Genomic DNA, 14,832 nt, shown 5'->3' with positions numbered 1-14,832 from the left:
GGAAGTACGAAGTGGGAATTTGGAAGTGCGAAGTTCTTTATTCCCACTTCCCAATTCCCACTTCCTACTTCATCTCCCCACTTCGTACTTCAAGTCATGCTCTATGCCTGCTCTCCCCGGTGGTGACCCCGCCGGCAATCATGTGGGCCACCCGTAGGGGCTCCGGCAGCAGTCCGTTCGATTGCAGGCGCTCGATCAGGCGTCGGGCGGCGTCGGGGGTGATGCCGCAGCGCTGCACATGAACACCCGCGACGGCCTCCATGGGCCCCGCCGCCTCGATCAGGCGCCACTTGCGCGCCCCGCCCGGGACACGCTCCAGCAACGCCCGCCGGATGGCGGGCAGATCCGGTCTGCGACGCGCCACCACCAGGACAGGCAGCCCGGTGTCACGGTGCAGGGCGTGGATATCCACCACGTTGAACCCGGCGAAGGCGATGCCCTGCAGGAGGATGGCCTGCAGATGTCCCCTGTAGCGCGAGTCAGCAAGGCAGGCGACCAGCCGTGAAGTGGCGTTGACGCCGTCACGCCGGACCTTTGTGGAAAGCACCCCGTCCAGCCGCGTGCCGGAGAAGACGGCACCCACCACCAGCACGTCACCGCGGTGACGCCGGTCGAAAGGGGCGTCGTCGAAACCGACCACGTGGGCGTGCGGCTTGCTCATGGTTCTTGTGCTCCGGTCAGCGGCACAGCGTTGCTTGACTAGCTGTGATCTCTCAATACGTTGTTCATCCGGGGTGAGCTGCTGGCAGGCAGGGCCGGTTGTAGGAGCCCAGCCCTCTGGGCGAACGCAACACTGGCACAACGCCGGTTCGCCCAGAGGGCTGGGCTCCTACAACGAGCATCGCAGGACATGCTTCGCTCCTTCGCGAGAGCCTCATACGCTTCACCTGTGAACAACCTGTTGGGGTAATACAGCTAGACTCCGGGTTATCGGTCATCGCCGGCCTCTGTCGCAGGTCCATGATTCCATGACCCGCCATCAACTCACACCCTTTGCTCCCGGTCAGGCGTTCGCGCCGCTGCAGCGCTTGGGGGAGGGTGACGGCATCCTCTTGCTGACGCAGGATGTGCTCGACCGCGTCGTGAAACCGCCGGCAGGTATTGTGGTGGTCGGGGCCGCACCCTGCTCGCACGCCATGATCCGCCTGCTGGACCTGGGCGTGCCCGTGCTGACGGCGGACCGGATGACTGCCGACGCGCTGCCCCTCGGGCAGCCGGTATGGATGGACGGGGAACGTGGCCTGTTGATCGGGCCCGGCGACACCCAGCCGGTGGCCCCGATGCCGGAGCCGCCCCGGGGCCCGGTCATGACGGCGGACGGCGAGCGTGTCCTTTTGCACTGCACCGTGGCCAGTGCCGCAGGGGCGGCACTGGCCCGTGCCCGGGGGGCGGAGGCCATCGGGCTCGTGCGTACGGAGTACCTGCTGCCCGAGGCCGATGTCCCGCCGCAAAGGCGCGACTACGAAGTCGCCTTTGCGGCGCTCCTTGATGCCGCGCATCCCCTGCCCGTGACCCTGCGTTTTCTGGACGTCGCGGTGGACAAGCGCCCCGGCTGGCTCGGGGCACGGCCGGCGCAGGGCGGACCGTTGGGGATGCAGGGAGCGCGGCTGTTCGGGCACGGGCCTGCGGCAGATGTCTTCCACGCCCAGCTTGGCGCACTGGCCCATCTCGCGGACCGCCATGCCCCCGGACTGCTGCTGCCGTATCTGACGTCTCCCGAGGAGTTCGTTCATTGGCGGGACGAGGTCCGACACGCGTTGCCCCGACCGCTGTCCGTCGGCGCCATGGTGGAGACGCCCGCGCTTGCGATGATGACGGATACGCTGACGGGCCTCGCCGACAGTGTCTCGCTGGGCCTGAACGATCTGATGCAATGCCTGTTCGCCGCAGACCGGGATCAGCCGGAACTGGCCGGCTACCTGGATCCCCATGCGCCCGGACTCTATCGCTTCCTGTCCCGGGTGGCCGAGCTGGCGGAAGGGCAGGTGGGGCGCGTGCAGCTGTGCGGATTGCTGCCCCAGTTGCCCGGCACGTTGCCGGCGCTGCTGGGTCTCGGTTTCCGGGTGTTCTCCGTCAATCCCTATCTGGTGCCGTTCATGGCCCGGCGGGTTTCGCGAATTCGTTTTGCACAGGCCCGTGACGTGGCCCGGCAGGTCTGCGCGGCGCCCGACGCCGCAACGGTGCGCGCATTGCTGGCCGACGCTGCGCCGAGTGAGCCCCTCCCGGCTTGACCGTTCCGCAGGGGCGGACTACCGTCAATCCACAAAGGAAAACTAGCCCACCGAGGATTACGACCATGCCCGCGTCACTCACCGATGCACAGGTCAGGGAACTGGAGGCGATGTTGCGTTCGCGTCTGCAGACACTGACCGACGAGACCCGGCGACTGCTCGTGGAGTACGACGAGGCACGGTACGGTCACCTGGCCGGCGAGGTCCACGATATCGGTGAACAGTCCGTGGCGGATCTGCTGGTGGATCTGGAGCTCGCGGATGTGGATCGTCATATCGAGGAGATCCGCGACATCGAGGCCGCGCTGTTGCGCATCGCAGGGCGGGCCTACGGCATTTGCATCGACTGCGAGGGTCCCGTCGACTACGAGCGCCTGAGCGTCTATCCCACCGCCAAGCGCTGCGTCCGCTGCCAGGAGCGCCACGAAAAATCCCATGCGGGGCCGGGTCGTCCCTCCTTCTGAGATCCCGCAAGAAGCCGAACGGGCGTTCGTTAAGGAGCCGTTCATCCGGGGTATGCGATGTTTGCACAACAGGGCCTGCAAGCCACGTGCAGACCTGGAAGGTGGACGCGAAACCACCGCCCGCCCTGATGCACTATCCGGGTTAGAATCAAGCCATGTCACCCCTTTACAAGGAGTTCTCCATGAATACCCTGCGGGTCACTCTCTGGGCGCTGGCCGTGCTGGCCCTTTCCGCCTGCGTCACGGTGAACATCTATTTCCCGGCGGCCGCTGCAGAGGATGCCGCCCGCACCATCGTGCGGGACGTCCTGGGCGAGGAGGGGCAGCCGCCCGCCCGGCAACCCGGCGATGCCGTACCTGAGCCGGGCAGCCGCTACGACGGTGCTGCGATCCATTGGGTCGGTCGCGTGCTGAACGTCCTGGTGCCCACGGCGCAGGCCCAGCAGCCGGACATCAGCCTTCGATCCGCCGCCATCGACGCCCTGCGCCAGTCCATGCGCGCCCGCTCCCCGGAACTCGCTCCCCATTATCGCAGCGGCGCCATCGGCTTCGCCCGCGACGGCATGGTGGCGGTCCGGGACCTGAACGCCGTGCCCCTGCGTGACCGGGCGGCCGTGCAGCGCTTGGTGGCTGATGAGAACAGGGACCGAGCCGCCCTCTACCGCGAGATCGCCCGGGCCAACGGTCATCCGGAATGGGAGCCCAACATCCGCGACACCTTTGCCCGGGTCTGGGTGGAGGAGGCCCCGTCCGGGTACTGGTACCAGGATGCCGGGGGCAACTGGCAGCAGAAGTAGCCGCTCATGGCCGGGGCAGGCAAAAGCGGCTCGGGAGTGGCCGTGCCGCTGCAGCCGGCGGCCCGGGATGTCTGGGACCGCAAGTACCGGCTGCGTGACGCGCTGGGTCGGGCGCTGGAGGATTCGCCGGAGGAGACACTGGCTCGCGTCGCCGGGGCGCTGGCCGACGTCGAGTCCACGCCGGCCCTGCGCCGGCACTGGCACGAGCGTTTTCTGTGGGCACTGCATCACGGGGCGCTGCCCGCCGGGCGCATCCTGGCCAACGCGGGCGCGCGTGGTCACAAGCGCGGCACCTCCACCATCAACTGCACCGTCTCCGGCACCATCCACGACACCCTGGACGACATCCTGGGCAAGCTGCGCGAGGCCGGACTCACCCTGCAAAGCGGCGCGGGCATCGGCTACGAATTCTCGACACTGAGGCCGAAGGGGGCCTGGGTGGCCGGTGCCGGTGCCCGCAGTTCGGGGCCGCTGTCCTTCATGGACGTATACGACCAGATGTGTCGCACCATCGCCTCGGCCGGAGACCGGCGCGGCGCCCAGATGGCCACCTTTCATATCGGCCACCCGGACGTTGTGGAGTTCATCGAGGCCAAGCGTGAGCCCGGGCGCCTGCGTCAGTTCAATCTCTCCCTGCTGGTACCCGATGCCTTCATGGCGGCGCTGGAGGCGGGCCGGGACTGGCCCCTGGCCTTCCCGCTGACACCCGCCGAGCGGGAGCGCACGGGAACCGATATTCGTGATCCGCAAACCGTGATCTGGCGCGAGTGGCCCATCCGCGAGGGCTACGTCACCGACGAGGCAGGGCGCGTGGCCTGTCGGGTACACGAATGGATCCCGGCGCGCGATCTATGGGACCGGGTCATGCGCGCCACCTACGATCACGCCGAGCCCGGGGTGATCTTCATCGACCGGGTGAATGCGGAGAACAACAACGGTTTCTTCGAGACCATTCGGGCCTCCAACCCCTGCGGGGAGGAGATGCTCCCGCCTTACGGTGCCTGCCTGCTGGGTTCCCTGGACCTGACCCGCTTTGTGCGTGCGCCCTTCACCGATCGTGCCGCCTTCGACTGGGACAGCTACCGGGAGGTGGTGGCGGTGTTCACCCGCATGCTGGACAACGTGGTGGAGATCCACGGTCTGCCCCTTGAGGAACAGGGCAGGGCGCTGGAACGCACCCGACGCCACGGCATGGGGTTCCTGGGGCTGGGCTCAGCGCTGGTACTCATGGGCATTCGCTACGATTCTGACGAGGCGGTGCGGTTCACGGACCGGGCCGCCCGCGAGCTGGCCCTGATCGGTTGGCGCACGGGTCTCGAACTGACCCGGGAGAAGGGCCCGGCGCCGGTCATGAACGAGACTTTCACGGTCACCGACGCCTTGCTCTCCGCCCGGCCGGAGATGGCCGAGGACGGCATCCGTGTGGGCGACCGGCTCCCCGGCCGGGTGCTGCACGCGCGCTACAGTCCCTACATGCGGCGCATCGCCGCCGAGGATCCGGACCTCGTCGAGGCGCTCGCCGGGGAGGGTGCGCGCTTCACCCACCACAGCGCCATTGCGCCCACGGGCACCATCGCGCTGTCCTTCGGCAACAACGTGAGCAACGGCATCGAACCCAGCTTTGCTCACAGTTATTTGCGCAACATTCTGGGCAAGGACGGCGCCACCCGGGACGCCGTGGAAGTCACCGCCTTCGAGGTGCTGGCCTGGGAGACCCGTGCGCCGGGCGAGCCTCTGCCCGACACCTTTGTGACCGCGGGGGATATCGCCCCCCGGGCCCACCTGGCCATCCAGGCCGCTGCCCAGCCCTGGATCGACTCGGCCATCTCCAAGACCATCAACGTGCCCACCGACTGTGCCTTCGACGATTTCCGTGACCTCTACCGCGAGGCCCATGCCCTGGGCCTGAAGGGCTGCACCACCTACCGCCTCAATCCCGCCGCGTTCCAGGGTGTGCTCCTGCGTCCCGAGGACCTGGCCCACAGCCGCTACCGCTTCACCCTGCGCGACGGCCGCTGCCTGAGCCTGGCCGGGGATCGTCCGGTGCGCTACGGAGAGCACCACTACCTGGCCGCCAACCTTTATGGCCAGCTGCGAGAGCGCGGCATCCGTGAGACCACTGGTGACCTGCCCGAACTCTCGCCCGAATGCATTGATCCGCCCGGCGACCCGGTGGAGATCAACGTCCCCGTGGTCGAGGTGGCCTGCGAGACGCCCCATGGGGTGTCGCCGGTCTGTCCTGTATGTGAATGAAGGTGCAGAGGCAAGGGGCAAGGGAAGGCAAAAGAGTCCCGGAGATGGAGCACGGAATGCGGCATCAAATGATGTATAATTTGATGCTTCTTCATTCGCAGGGGCAAATGCGGTGCGCACGACGCTGAGTATTGACGATCAACTGCTGGCGGAGGCTCAGCGCGTCACCGGGATGACCGAAAAGGCCGCCCTGGTGCGCGAGGGTTTGCGTGCGCTGATCGAACGTGAGAGTGCCCGCCGGTTGGCACGTCTCGGTGGGACCGAACCCCAGTTGGAGCCTGTGCCCAGACGGCGAACCACCACCCCATGATCCTGGTGGATACGTCGGTCTGGGTGGATCATCTGCGAGCCGGGGATGCGGACCTGGCGGCACTGCTTGAGGCCGGTCAGGTGCTGGTGCATCCGTTCGTGCTGGGAGAACTGGCCTGCGGCAATCTTCGTCATCGGGAGGAGGTGCTTCGTCTGCTGAAGGACTTGCCGCGAGCAGTGACGGCCACGGACGACGAAGTACTCTTCTTCATCGAACGCAACGCACTGATGGGATGCGGTATCGGGTATGTGGACGCCCACCTGCTTGCGTCTCTCAGGCTGAATGGTTCGTCGCGTATCTGGACCCGCGACAAGCGTCTGCGGTCGGTTGCAGATGCACAGGGAGTTGCCTATGGCAAGCGGTGACAGTAATCCGAAGACGGGTTAACCGTCGACGTTCTCAGTGGCCGCGTGCGTCGCTGTGTCCGGACAGGGCACGGAGGACGCACCCCTATTCATTGGCGCGGCGCATGCGGGCCTCGACGCGGGCGGCGGTCAGGAGGTCGTCGTCCACCACGTCGGGATACACGGCGTAGAAGCGTTCCACGTCGAACACGTGATCGCGGGCGGCCTGCTCCAGGCGATGCCTCACGGGGCGGGGCAGGCCGTGCGTCATCAAAAGCCGCGGCGCGAGCCGTTGGATGTAAAGGTCACACAGCAACTGCTCCTTCTCGGTCGGCCAGTCTTCCCGGATCAGGCATGGCGGAAAGTCGTCAGTGGGCGGGTCCGTGCGCTCGAACCAGGCGGCGCGCGGCTTCGCGCCGGCACGCTCCTCCACTGATTTTTCCAGGCGATAGTTGACGGGCGGTACGTAGACGTCCTGGGTCGGTTCCGGAGCCGGCACGTCCAGTTCCGCCGCGGGCATTGCAAGCCACACCGGATACGGGGACGGCAGGGCCATGGCCTGCGCGTCGACACTGGATTGCAACAGTGCCAGGGGCGTGTCGTCGCTGGCGTCCAGCAGCCAGTACTCGTAGCAGTCCGCTGCCACGAACGGCACACGGGCAGCGCCGAGCGCTTCGAACAGGTGCTGGGCGGCGGCGCGCACCTCATGGGGGTCGAGAAAGGGGTGCACGTCATGTGTCTCCAGCCGGCCTTGCCGGACGGTCGCGACCCGGGAATAGTCCGAACTCGGATCGCCAACGTACCTGCGGCCTCGTCTGCCCGTGTCATCGGGCAGTGCGTACTGAATCGACCAGTTTTCGCCGTCCAGGCTCAGGGCCCGCGCCCTCCCCATCTCCGCCACCTGGATGACGCCGACGAAGGGCGACAGCAATCTTCTGGAGTACATCTTGATCATTCAGGAATTCCTGCCGCTGGCTGCAATAGGACCTCAAACATACCTGTCGCATTGCCCCGCCGTCACCAAGGCCCGATGGTGATTGACGGCCCGGTCAGAGACGTCGGGCGGATAAGGCGCAGCCGCATCCGGCACACCGGGTTGAGGCAGGCTGTTCTGTGCAACCTTTTGTTAAGCTAATCCGATGCCATCGGTGTCCACAGCCCGGTTCAGTCGGCGCGGTGCCAGGGTGCGGCGGTTTGTTGCAACGCTGGTCCTTGCGGCGCTGCTGTGGTGGGTGCTGACCGAAGGGCAGGGGCTTGCATCGCCGTTTTTCTGGCTGGCGGTGCTGGGTGCCGCGGGCGCCACGCTGGTATTGCCCCTGAGCCGACCCTTTGGCCTGCGCCCGACGGCGCTGCCCCGCTTCGCGGGATACTTTCTGCGCGCTTCGGTGATGGGTGGTGTGGACGTGGCACGCCGGGCGCTGTCGCCGGCCATGCCCCTGGAGCCGGGATTCGTGCGCTATACGACGTCGCTGCCCCACGGCGCGGCGCTCACGTTCTTCATGGCGGTGATCAGCCTGCTGCCCGGCACCCTGAGCGTGCGCCTTCAGGGGCGCCTGCTCACCATTCACGTACTGGACACCGGTCTGCCCATTCGCGAATCCCTGGAGGCACTGGAAAGTCACGTCTCGCGGGTGTTCGTCATGGGGCCGCGCCCGGAGGACGACCGGTGACCGCCTTCCTGCTTGCCGCCGCGCTGTTCCTGCTCGCCACCATCGCGGCCGGCATGGTGCGCGTGCTGCGCGGTCCTTCGGCAGGCGATCGCATGCTGGCGGCACAGTTGTTCGGCACCACGGGTGTGGCCATCCTGCTGATCCTGGCTGAGGCGCTCGGGCAATCGGCGCTGGTGGACGTGGCACTGGTGTTCGCGCTGCTTGCCGCCGTGGCCACCGTGGCCTTCGTGCGCAAGCCCGAGGACCCCGGGGAGGACGAGACATGATCCAGGGGATGAGTGTCTTGCTGATCCTCGCCGGTCTCGTGTTCTTCGCCGCGGGCAGCGCGGGCATGCTGCGTTTTCCCGACGTCTACACGCGCCTGCACGCGCTCACCAAGGCGGACAACCTGGGACTCGGTCTCGTGGTGCTGGGGCTTATTCTGCAGGCGGAGACGGCGGCCTTTGTGATCAAGCTGCTGATCATCTGGGCGCTGGTCCTCGTGGCCGGCGCCGCCGCCTGCCATCTGGTGGCGCAGCGTGCATGGAGCCGCTTCGGGGCAAAGGAGGAACGGTGAACGGCTGGCTGCTGGCCTTCGACGTGCTGCTGCTGGTGACGCTGGTCTGGGTGGCGTGGCGGGCCCTGGCCCAGACCGAAACCGGCCTGTTCCGGGCGGTGGTGCTGTTCATCGCCTTCGGCCTGTTGCTGGCACTGGCCTGGGTGCGCCTCAGTGCGCCCGACCTCGCTCTGGCCGAGGCGGCCATCGGTGCCGGCATCACCGGCGCGCTGCTGCTGGTCACCCTCGCCCGACTGGCACGCCCCCGCGAGCGTCCCGACCGGGAGGACGAGCCGTGATGCGCGTGACGCAGGCGGTGTCGGGGGCGCTGGCGGCGATGCTCGCGGCCTTGCTGGCCGTGGTGTTGTGGTCGCTGCCGGAAACACAGGGTCTCCGGGATCCCGTGGCCGCCGCCATGGACCAGGCCGGCGTGGCGCACCCGGTCACGGCGGTACTGCTCAACTTCCGGGCCTACGACACCTTCCTTGAGCTGGGCGTGCTGCTCCTGGCGGTGCTGGGTGCCTGGTCCCTGGGGCGTCATACGCCGCTGCCCGCGCGTCCGGTGCCCGGCCCGGTGATGCCGGGCACCCTGCGCCTGCTGGTTCCGGTGGCCGTGGTCACCGGTGTCTACCTGCTCTGGGCCGGCAGCCATGCGCCGGGCGGTGCCTTCCAGGCCGGCGCCGTGCTGGGCGCGGCCGGCGTGCTCTGGGTGCTGTCCCGTCCCCGGGACCTTCCGGCCCCGCCATCGCCCCTGTTGCGCCTCGGCCTGGTGGCCGGCACTGCGCTGTTCCTCGCCGTGGGCATCGCAGGGCTCGTTGTTGGCCACGGCTTCATGGGCTACCCGCCGCCTTGGGCCGGCGCGCTGATTCTCATCATCGAGACCGCGGCCACGATCTCGATCGCCCTGACGCTGGTGGCGCTGTTTCTGGGTGGGGCACCCGCGGAGCGGGAAGGATGAAGGTTGAAGGATGAAGGATGAATCCAAAGACAGGGGCGTCATCGGCAAGCCGGGACGAAGTGATTTGGCCTTGATTCATCCTTCATCCTTCAACCTTCATCCTTCGCGCCACAGGTGCGCCCCTTGACCTCTCTCTACCTCATCGGCGGCGCCATCCTCTTCGGCCTGGGTGTCCACGCCCTGGTGGCGCGCGCACACCTCGTGCTCAAGGTGCTGGCGGTGAACGTCATGGGGTCCGGCGTGTTCATGGTGCTGCTGGCGGCGGCGGCCGGGGGGGAGGGTGATCCGGATCCGGTACCCCATGCGCTGGTGCTCACCGGGATCGTCGTGGCGGTGAGTGCAACGGCCTTTGCCCTGGCGCTGATCCTGCGGGTCAAGGCGGTCACCGGCCGGGCACACCTGCCGGAAGGTGAAGGGGACGCGGAGTCCGGGGGCTCGTGAACAGTCTCATCGGTGCCGACTGGGCGGCCTGGTCCGTGATCGCGCCCCTGGCGGGCGCGGTGCTGGCGGCGCTGTGGCCGCGCTCGGGGCCGTTGCTGGGGATGGTGGTGTCGGTGTTTGCCGTGCTGGTCTCGGCGGGTGCGGCGCTCGGGGTATGGCACGATGGTCCGGCGCGCGCGGGTCTGGGCGGCTGGGAGGTGCCGCTGGGCATCGCCCTGCACCTGGACGGACTGTCCGCCCTGATGCTGCTCATGACCGCGGTGGTGGGTTTCGCGGTGAGCGTCTACGCCCTGGCGTACATCCGGCCGGGTTCCGGCCGGGACAAGTTCTGGCCGCTCTGGCTCTGGCTCTGGGCCTCCATGAACGGCCTGTATCTGTCCGGCGACGCGTTCAACCTCTACGTCGCTCTTGAACTGCTGGGCCTCGCCGCCGTGGCCATGGTGGCCCTGGCCGGCGGGGCGGCGGCGCTGACCGCGGCCATGCGTTACCTGCTGGTAAGCCTGCTGGGATCGCTGGCGTATCTCATGGGCGTGGCGCTACTGTATGCGAGCCACGGTGTCCTGGACCTGGCGCTCCTGGGGCAGGTCATGGGCGACGAACCCGCCACGCGCCTCGCCGCGGCGCTGATGACCGCCGGCCTGCTCATGAAGACGGCGCTCTTTCCCCTGCACGTGTGGCTCGCCCCGGCACACGGCAGCGCGCCGGCGCCGGTGAGCGCCGTGCTCTCGGCGCTGGTGGTGAAGGCCTCGTTCTATCTCATCCTGCGCCTGTGGCTGGACGTCTTTCCGCAGCCCGAGGGCAGCGCATTCGCTCTGCTCATGGGCGCCCTGGGTGCCGCCGCGCTGTTGTGGGGTTCGCTGCTGGCGTTGCGGGCGCAGCGGCTCAAGCGGGTGGTGGCCTACTCCACGGTGGCGCAGCTGGGTTACCTGCTGCTCGCCTTCCCGCTGATGCTGGCCGTGCCGGCGGCCTGGCACGCGGTGGTGTTCTTCGCCCTGGCCCATGCCTGCGCCAAGGCCGCGGTGTTCATGGCGGCAGGCAGTCTGCAGCGCTCCGCCGGCCATGACCGCCTGGCTGGGCTGGGCGGCGTGATGCGCAGAGAGCCCATGACCCTGTTCGCGCTGGGTATCGCCGGGGCGAGCCTCGTGGGCCTGCCGCTGACCGGCGGATTCATCGCCAAGTGGCTGCTGGTGGAGGCGGCGATCCAGGGACAGGCCTGGGGCTGGGCGCTGTTGGTGCTGGTCGGTGGGCTGCTGTCCGGGGCCTACGTGTTCCGTGTACTGGGGCATGGCTTCATCCGTGATCTCGCGGTGACGCAGCACCACCCGGTGCCCGCACTCATGTCCTGGTCGGTGCTGGCGCTGGCGCTGGTCTCGGTGGCCCTTGGTTTTGCCGGGGCGCCGGCCCTGGAACTCCTGACGCGCCATGGCGGGGAGGGGTCATGAACGCGGACTCGCCCTGGCTCCTGATCTTCATCCTGATGAGCTCCCTGGTGCCGGGGGTGATCATCTTCTTCCTGGGCGAGCGCAGCCGCCGGCTGCGCACGACCCTGAACCTGACCGGTGCCGGATTGAAGCTGGTGCTGGTGGGCGTGCTGCTGGACGGCGTGCGGCGCGGCGAGGTGTATGAGCTGCGTGCGGCGCTGTTGCCGGGCGTGGAGCTGGTGCTGGCGGCGGACGCACTCTCCCTGTTGTTCGCGGCCCTGTCCGCGGTGTTGTGGTTCGTCACCACCATCTATGCCATCGGTTACCTGGAAGGCGCGCCCAATCGCAGCCGCTTCTTCGGCTTCTTCAGTCTGTGCGTCAGTGCCACGGTGGGTATCGCGTTCTCGGGCAATCTCATCACCTTCCTCATCTTCTACGAGATCCTGACCCTGGCCACCTGGCCCCTGGTGGTACACCGGGGTACGGCACAGTCCCTGCGGGCGGGGCGCATCTATCTCACGTACACGCTGGCCGGCGGCGCCCTGCTGCTGGCGGCCATCGTCTGGCTGTCGGTGCTGGCCGGGTCCCGGGAGTTCCTGCCGGGCGGTTACCTGACCGGCCTGGAACACGCGTACGAACCCCAGCTGAAGCTCATCTTCGCCCTGCTGGTGGCGGGTTTCGGGGTCAAGGCCGCGCTGGTGCCGCTGCACAGCTGGCTGCCCCGGGCGATGGTCGCACCGGCGCCGGTGAGCGCACTGTTGCACGCGGTGGCGGTGGTCAAGGCGGGGGCCTTCGGCATCGTGCGGGTGGTCAACGACGTCTACGGCAGTTCCCTGGTGCTGGATCTGGGGCTCGATCTGCCGCTCATGGCGCTGGCCGTGACCACGATCATCTACGGCTCGGTGCGTGCCCTGTTCAGCGACGACATCAAACGGCGGCTGGCCTTTTCCACCGTGAGCCAGGTGTCGTACATCGTGCTGGGCGTGGCGCTGGCCGGACCGCTGGGCGCGGTGGGTGGGCTGGTGCACCTGGTGCACCAGGGACTGATGAAGATCACCCTGTTCTTCTGCGCCGGCAACTTCGCCGAGACCCTGGGTATCCACAAGGTGAAAGGCATGAAAGGCGTGGGACGGCGCATGCCCCTCACCATGGCCTGTTTCACCATCGGCGCGCTGGGCATGATCGGCATGCCGCCCCTGGCGGGTTTCGTGAGCAAGTGGTACCTGGGACTCGGCGCACTGCAGATGGAGCATGTCTGGGTGCTGGGTGCACTGGTGGTCAGCAGTCTGCTCAATGCCCTGTACTTCCTGCCGCCCATGATCAACGGCTGGTTCGGCCGCCGGGAGGAACCCTGGCCGGCCTCGCACCTGGATCACACGCGCTTCGAAACCCACTGGATGCTGCTCGGGCCCACCCTGTTCGCGGCCGCCTGCGCCCTTGGCGCCGGTGTACTGGCAGGGATGGCGCTGAGTCCCCTGGATTGGGTGTCGTTCATCGTCGAGCGTGACTACGCGCCGGAGGCGGGGACATGACGGCAGCCCTGCTCCTGCTGGTACCCATGCTGCCGCTGTTGCTGGCGGTGCTGGTGGTGCTGCCCGGCGCGGAACGGGCGCGATCCCTGGTCCCCTGGGCGGTGCTGCCCGGGTTCCTGGCGGTGGTCTGGCTTCCGGAAGGCGCCCAGGCCGTTTACCCGTGGCTGATGCTCGGGCTGGAGCTGCAATTGGATGCCACCGGCCGGGCATTCCTGTTGCTCACCGCGCTGCTCTGGGGTGGCGCCGGACTGTATGCCCTGGAATACCTGCGCGGCGACGCCCATGCGTCCCGCTTCCACCTGTTCTTCCTGCTGGCCATGAGCGGCAACCTGGGCCTGGTGCTGGCGGCGGACGCCGTGGGCTTCTACGTGTTCTTCGCGCTCATGAGCCTCGCCTCCTACGGGCTGGTGATCCATGCCGGCGGCGCCGAGGTGCGCAGGGCGGGGCGCATCTACCTGATCCTGGCGGTACTCGGTGAGGTCGCGCTGTTCGCGGGTCTCGCCATGCAGGTGGCGGCGGCGGGTGGGCTGCATTTCACGCAACTGGCCGGTGCGCCGCTCTCGCCGCTGTCCGCCGCGTTGCTGGTGATCGGTTTCGGCATCAAGGCCGGGCTCGTGCCCCTGCACGTCTGGCTGCCCCTGGCCCATCCGGCGGCCCCCACGCCGGCCAGCGCCGTGCTCTCCGGAGTCATGATCAAGGCGGGCCTGCTGGGCTGGCTGCGGCTGCTGCAACTGGACGGGCCCGGCTGGCCGGAACTGGGCACCCTGCTGCTGGTGCTGGGCATTGCCGGCGCCCTGCTGGCCGCCGCGGCAGGTGTCCTGCAGCGGCGGCCCAAGACGATTCTGGCCTATTCCAGCATCAGCCAGATGGGCCTGATGGTGTCCGGCGTCGGTCTCGCTCTGTTGCTGCCGGATCACGCCGAGGTCCTGCTGGCCGGCGTGCTGGTGTACGCGCTGCACCACGGACTGGCCAAGGGGGCGCTGTTTCTGGGGGTCGGCGTGGCGGAGCGCGGTCGCCGGCCGTGGGTGATGGCGGTGCTGGCCGTGCCGGCCCTGGCGCTCGCCGGCCTGCCGTGGACCAGCGGAGCGCTGGCGAAGAACGCCCTCAAGGCGCCCCTGTATGAAGCGCCCGCCCCATGGGCGGGGACGGTGGAGACGCTGCTCACGGTGGCCGCCGTGGGCACCACACTGCTGATGGCCCGCTTCCTCTGGCGCATGTGGTTCGTTGCCGACCGTTCAGAGGGTGTGCCCGGCTGGCGGATGGGATTGCCCTGGCTGGCGATGTCGGCGGGTGCCGTGGTGCTGCCCGTGTTCTGGCCCGGGGATACGGGTCCCGGCTGGTCACTGATCTGGCCGCTGGGTCTCGGTGTGATCCTTTCAGTGACGCTGGTGCGCATGCTTCCGTCACGACGGCTGCCGCAGCTTGCCGAGGGCGACCTGGTGGTTCCCGTGGAACGGCTGGTGCTGGTGCTCATCCGGGTGATGTCCCGCAGCGACCTGTTGTGGCGCGGGTACGGGGAGGAACTGACGCGTGCCCGGTTTCGCCTGAACTGGCGGCGGTTGCGCCGGCGCATTGCCGCGCTGGAAGCCGGGCTTTCCCGATGGGAAAGTCTGGGCATCGTGTTCCTGGCCCTGGTGGTGGCGCTCTACGTGAGCCTCCTGCCGTGAGCGGTCTGCGTCAAGGCCCTGTGGCGCGTCCTGCGCACCCGCAATCCCGAATGCATTCCCTGTGGCACACTGTTGTTGGACACGACACAAGCCCGCATATTGCACCAAGGCGGCCGGCGGCTTTGGGTACCCTTCTGAATGCGTGCCATAAATCAGCGCGTCTGGTCGTAAAGCCGTGGTAACAGTTTGTACATCGCCGCCGGCCTATC

15 protein-coding genes and 1 pseudogene are annotated in these 14,832 nt (G+C 68.0%); 14 read left to right on the top strand and 2 right to left on the bottom strand.

Annotated features, from left to right (window positions below):
• Positions 1–94 precede the first annotated feature (94 nt).
• Entirely contained in the window at positions 95–661 is a 567-nt protein-coding gene (locus B1C78_RS07850; RefSeq protein ID WP_077278609.1) for an endonuclease dU, read from the bottom strand.
• Positions 662–968: 307 nt separating this feature from the next.
• Here B1C78_RS07850 and B1C78_RS07845 point away from each other — a divergent pair, with 307 nt between their 5' ends.
• The 6 genes from B1C78_RS07845 (at position 969) to B1C78_RS07820 (ending at position 6,420) form a co-directional block, all read left to right on the top strand.
• On the top strand, positions 969–2,231 hold the full coding sequence (locus tag B1C78_RS07845) for a putative PEP-binding protein (RefSeq protein ID WP_077278608.1): 1,263 nt from the start codon (positions 969–971) through the stop codon (positions 2,229–2,231).
• A gap of 65 nt (positions 2,232–2,296) precedes the next feature.
• On the top strand, positions 2,297–2,695 hold the full coding sequence (locus B1C78_RS07840) for a TraR/DksA family transcriptional regulator (protein ID WP_077278607.1): 399 nt from the start codon (positions 2,297–2,299) through the stop codon (positions 2,693–2,695).
• Between the two features lie 182 nt (positions 2,696–2,877).
• Positions 2,878–3,492, top strand: coding sequence for a YdbL family probable chaperone protein (locus B1C78_RS07835; protein ID WP_077278686.1), 615 nt, complete (start codon positions 2,878–2,880; stop codon positions 3,490–3,492).
• A 6-nt stretch (positions 3,493–3,498) separates the two neighbouring features.
• Entirely contained in the window at positions 3,499–5,745 is a 2,247-nt protein-coding gene (locus B1C78_RS07830) for an adenosylcobalamin-dependent ribonucleoside-diphosphate reductase (protein WP_077278606.1), read from the top strand.
• Between the two features lie 112 nt (positions 5,746–5,857).
• The gene (locus tag B1C78_RS07825; RefSeq protein ID WP_077278605.1) at positions 5,858–6,055 is read left to right on the top strand and encodes a type II toxin-antitoxin system VapB family antitoxin; all 198 of its coding nucleotides are present in this window, start codon (positions 5,858–5,860) and stop codon (positions 6,053–6,055) included.
• A complete protein-coding gene (locus tag B1C78_RS07820) occupies positions 6,052–6,420 on the top strand; it encodes a type II toxin-antitoxin system VapC family toxin (protein ID WP_077278604.1) in 369 nt (122 codons plus the stop codon). The genes B1C78_RS07825 and B1C78_RS07820 overlap by 4 nt, the downstream gene beginning before the upstream one ends.
• 85 nt (positions 6,421–6,505) lie before the next feature.
• Here B1C78_RS07820 and B1C78_RS07815 read toward each other — a convergent pair whose 3' ends face one another.
• The gene (locus B1C78_RS07815; protein ID WP_077278603.1) at positions 6,506–7,354 is read right to left on the bottom strand and encodes a hypothetical protein; all 849 of its coding nucleotides are present in this window, start codon (positions 7,352–7,354) and stop codon (positions 6,506–6,508) included.
• Between the two features lie 184 nt (positions 7,355–7,538).
• On the opposite strand from B1C78_RS07815, the gene B1C78_RS07810 reads away from it, so the two are divergent.
• From B1C78_RS07810 to B1C78_RS07770, 8 genes and pseudogenes are all read left to right on the top strand, one after another.
• A complete protein-coding gene (locus B1C78_RS07810) occupies positions 7,539–8,069 on the top strand; it encodes a Na+/H+ antiporter subunit E (protein WP_077278602.1) in 531 nt (176 codons plus the stop codon).
• Positions 8,066–8,335 (top strand): MrpF/PhaF family protein, encoded by a 270-nt coding sequence (locus B1C78_RS07805; protein ID WP_077278601.1) that lies wholly within the window; start codon positions 8,066–8,068, stop codon positions 8,333–8,335. The genes B1C78_RS07810 and B1C78_RS07805 overlap by 4 nt, the downstream gene beginning before the upstream one ends.
• Positions 8,332–8,625 (top strand): monovalent cation/H(+) antiporter subunit G, encoded by a 294-nt coding sequence (mnhG, locus tag B1C78_RS07800; protein WP_077278600.1) that lies wholly within the window; start codon positions 8,332–8,334, stop codon positions 8,623–8,625. Before B1C78_RS07805 ends, mnhG begins: the two co-directional genes overlap by 4 nt.
• A pseudogene (locus tag B1C78_RS07790) lies at positions 8,622–9,562 on the top strand (hydrogenase subunit MbhD domain-containing protein). Before mnhG ends, B1C78_RS07790 begins: the two are co-directional and overlap by 4 nt.
• A gap of 123 nt (positions 9,563–9,685) precedes the next feature.
• Positions 9,686–10,003: a sodium:proton antiporter gene (locus tag B1C78_RS07785; protein WP_077278597.1), complete on the top strand. Its 318-nt coding sequence runs from the start codon at positions 9,686–9,688 to the stop codon at positions 10,001–10,003.
• Complete coding sequence (locus tag B1C78_RS07780; RefSeq protein WP_245795360.1) at positions 10,000–11,445, top strand: complex I subunit 5 family protein; 1,446 nt, start codon at positions 10,000–10,002, stop codon at positions 11,443–11,445. The genes B1C78_RS07785 and B1C78_RS07780 overlap by 4 nt, the downstream gene beginning before the upstream one ends.
• Positions 11,442–12,956: a complex I subunit 5 family protein gene (locus B1C78_RS07775; RefSeq protein ID WP_077278596.1), complete on the top strand. Its 1,515-nt coding sequence runs from the start codon at positions 11,442–11,444 to the stop codon at positions 12,954–12,956. Before B1C78_RS07780 ends, B1C78_RS07775 begins: the two co-directional genes overlap by 4 nt.
• Entirely contained in the window at positions 12,953–14,623 is a 1,671-nt protein-coding gene (locus tag B1C78_RS07770) for a complex I subunit 5 family protein (RefSeq protein WP_077278595.1), read from the top strand. The genes B1C78_RS07775 and B1C78_RS07770 overlap by 4 nt, the downstream gene beginning before the upstream one ends.
• Positions 14,624–14,832 lie beyond the last annotated feature (209 nt).

The organism is Thioalkalivibrio denitrificans (assembly GCF_002000365.1).
In the GTDB taxonomy this organism is placed as follows: domain Bacteria; phylum Pseudomonadota; class Gammaproteobacteria; order Ectothiorhodospirales; family Ectothiorhodospiraceae; genus Thioalkalivibrio_A; species Thioalkalivibrio_A denitrificans.
Note: the sequence above shows the minus strand (reverse complement) of the source record. Positions and strands in the feature narration are given on the sequence as shown.

Excerpts from the sequence above, each read along its gene's own strand:
- B1C78_RS07810 (WP_077278602.1), top strand. The coding sequence starts at position 7,539 with ATGCCATCGGTGTCCACAGCCCGGTTCAGTCGGCGCGGTGCCAGGGTG.
- B1C78_RS07820 (WP_077278604.1), top strand. The coding sequence starts at position 6,052 with ATGATCCTGGTGGATACGTCGGTCTGGGTGGATCATCTGCGAGCCGGG.
- B1C78_RS07840 (WP_077278607.1), top strand. The coding sequence starts at position 2,297 with ATGCCCGCGTCACTCACCGATGCACAGGTCAGGGAACTGGAGGCGATG.
- B1C78_RS07830 (WP_077278606.1), top strand. The coding sequence starts at position 3,499 with ATGGCCGGGGCAGGCAAAAGCGGCTCGGGAGTGGCCGTGCCGCTGCAG.
- B1C78_RS07850 (WP_077278609.1), bottom strand. The coding sequence starts at position 661 with ATGAGCAAGCCGCACGCCCACGTGGTCGGTTTCGACGACGCCCCTTTC.
- mnhG (WP_077278600.1), top strand. The coding sequence starts at position 8,332 with ATGATCCAGGGGATGAGTGTCTTGCTGATCCTCGCCGGTCTCGTGTTC.
- B1C78_RS07835 (WP_077278686.1), top strand. The coding sequence starts at position 2,878 with ATGAATACCCTGCGGGTCACTCTCTGGGCGCTGGCCGTGCTGGCCCTT.
- B1C78_RS07770 (WP_077278595.1), top strand. The coding sequence starts at position 12,953 with ATGACGGCAGCCCTGCTCCTGCTGGTACCCATGCTGCCGCTGTTGCTG.
- B1C78_RS07775 (WP_077278596.1), top strand. The coding sequence starts at position 11,442 with ATGAACGCGGACTCGCCCTGGCTCCTGATCTTCATCCTGATGAGCTCC.
- B1C78_RS07845 (WP_077278608.1), top strand. The coding sequence starts at position 969 with ATGACCCGCCATCAACTCACACCCTTTGCTCCCGGTCAGGCGTTCGCG.
- B1C78_RS07815 (WP_077278603.1), bottom strand. The coding sequence starts at position 7,354 with ATGATCAAGATGTACTCCAGAAGATTGCTGTCGCCCTTCGTCGGCGTC.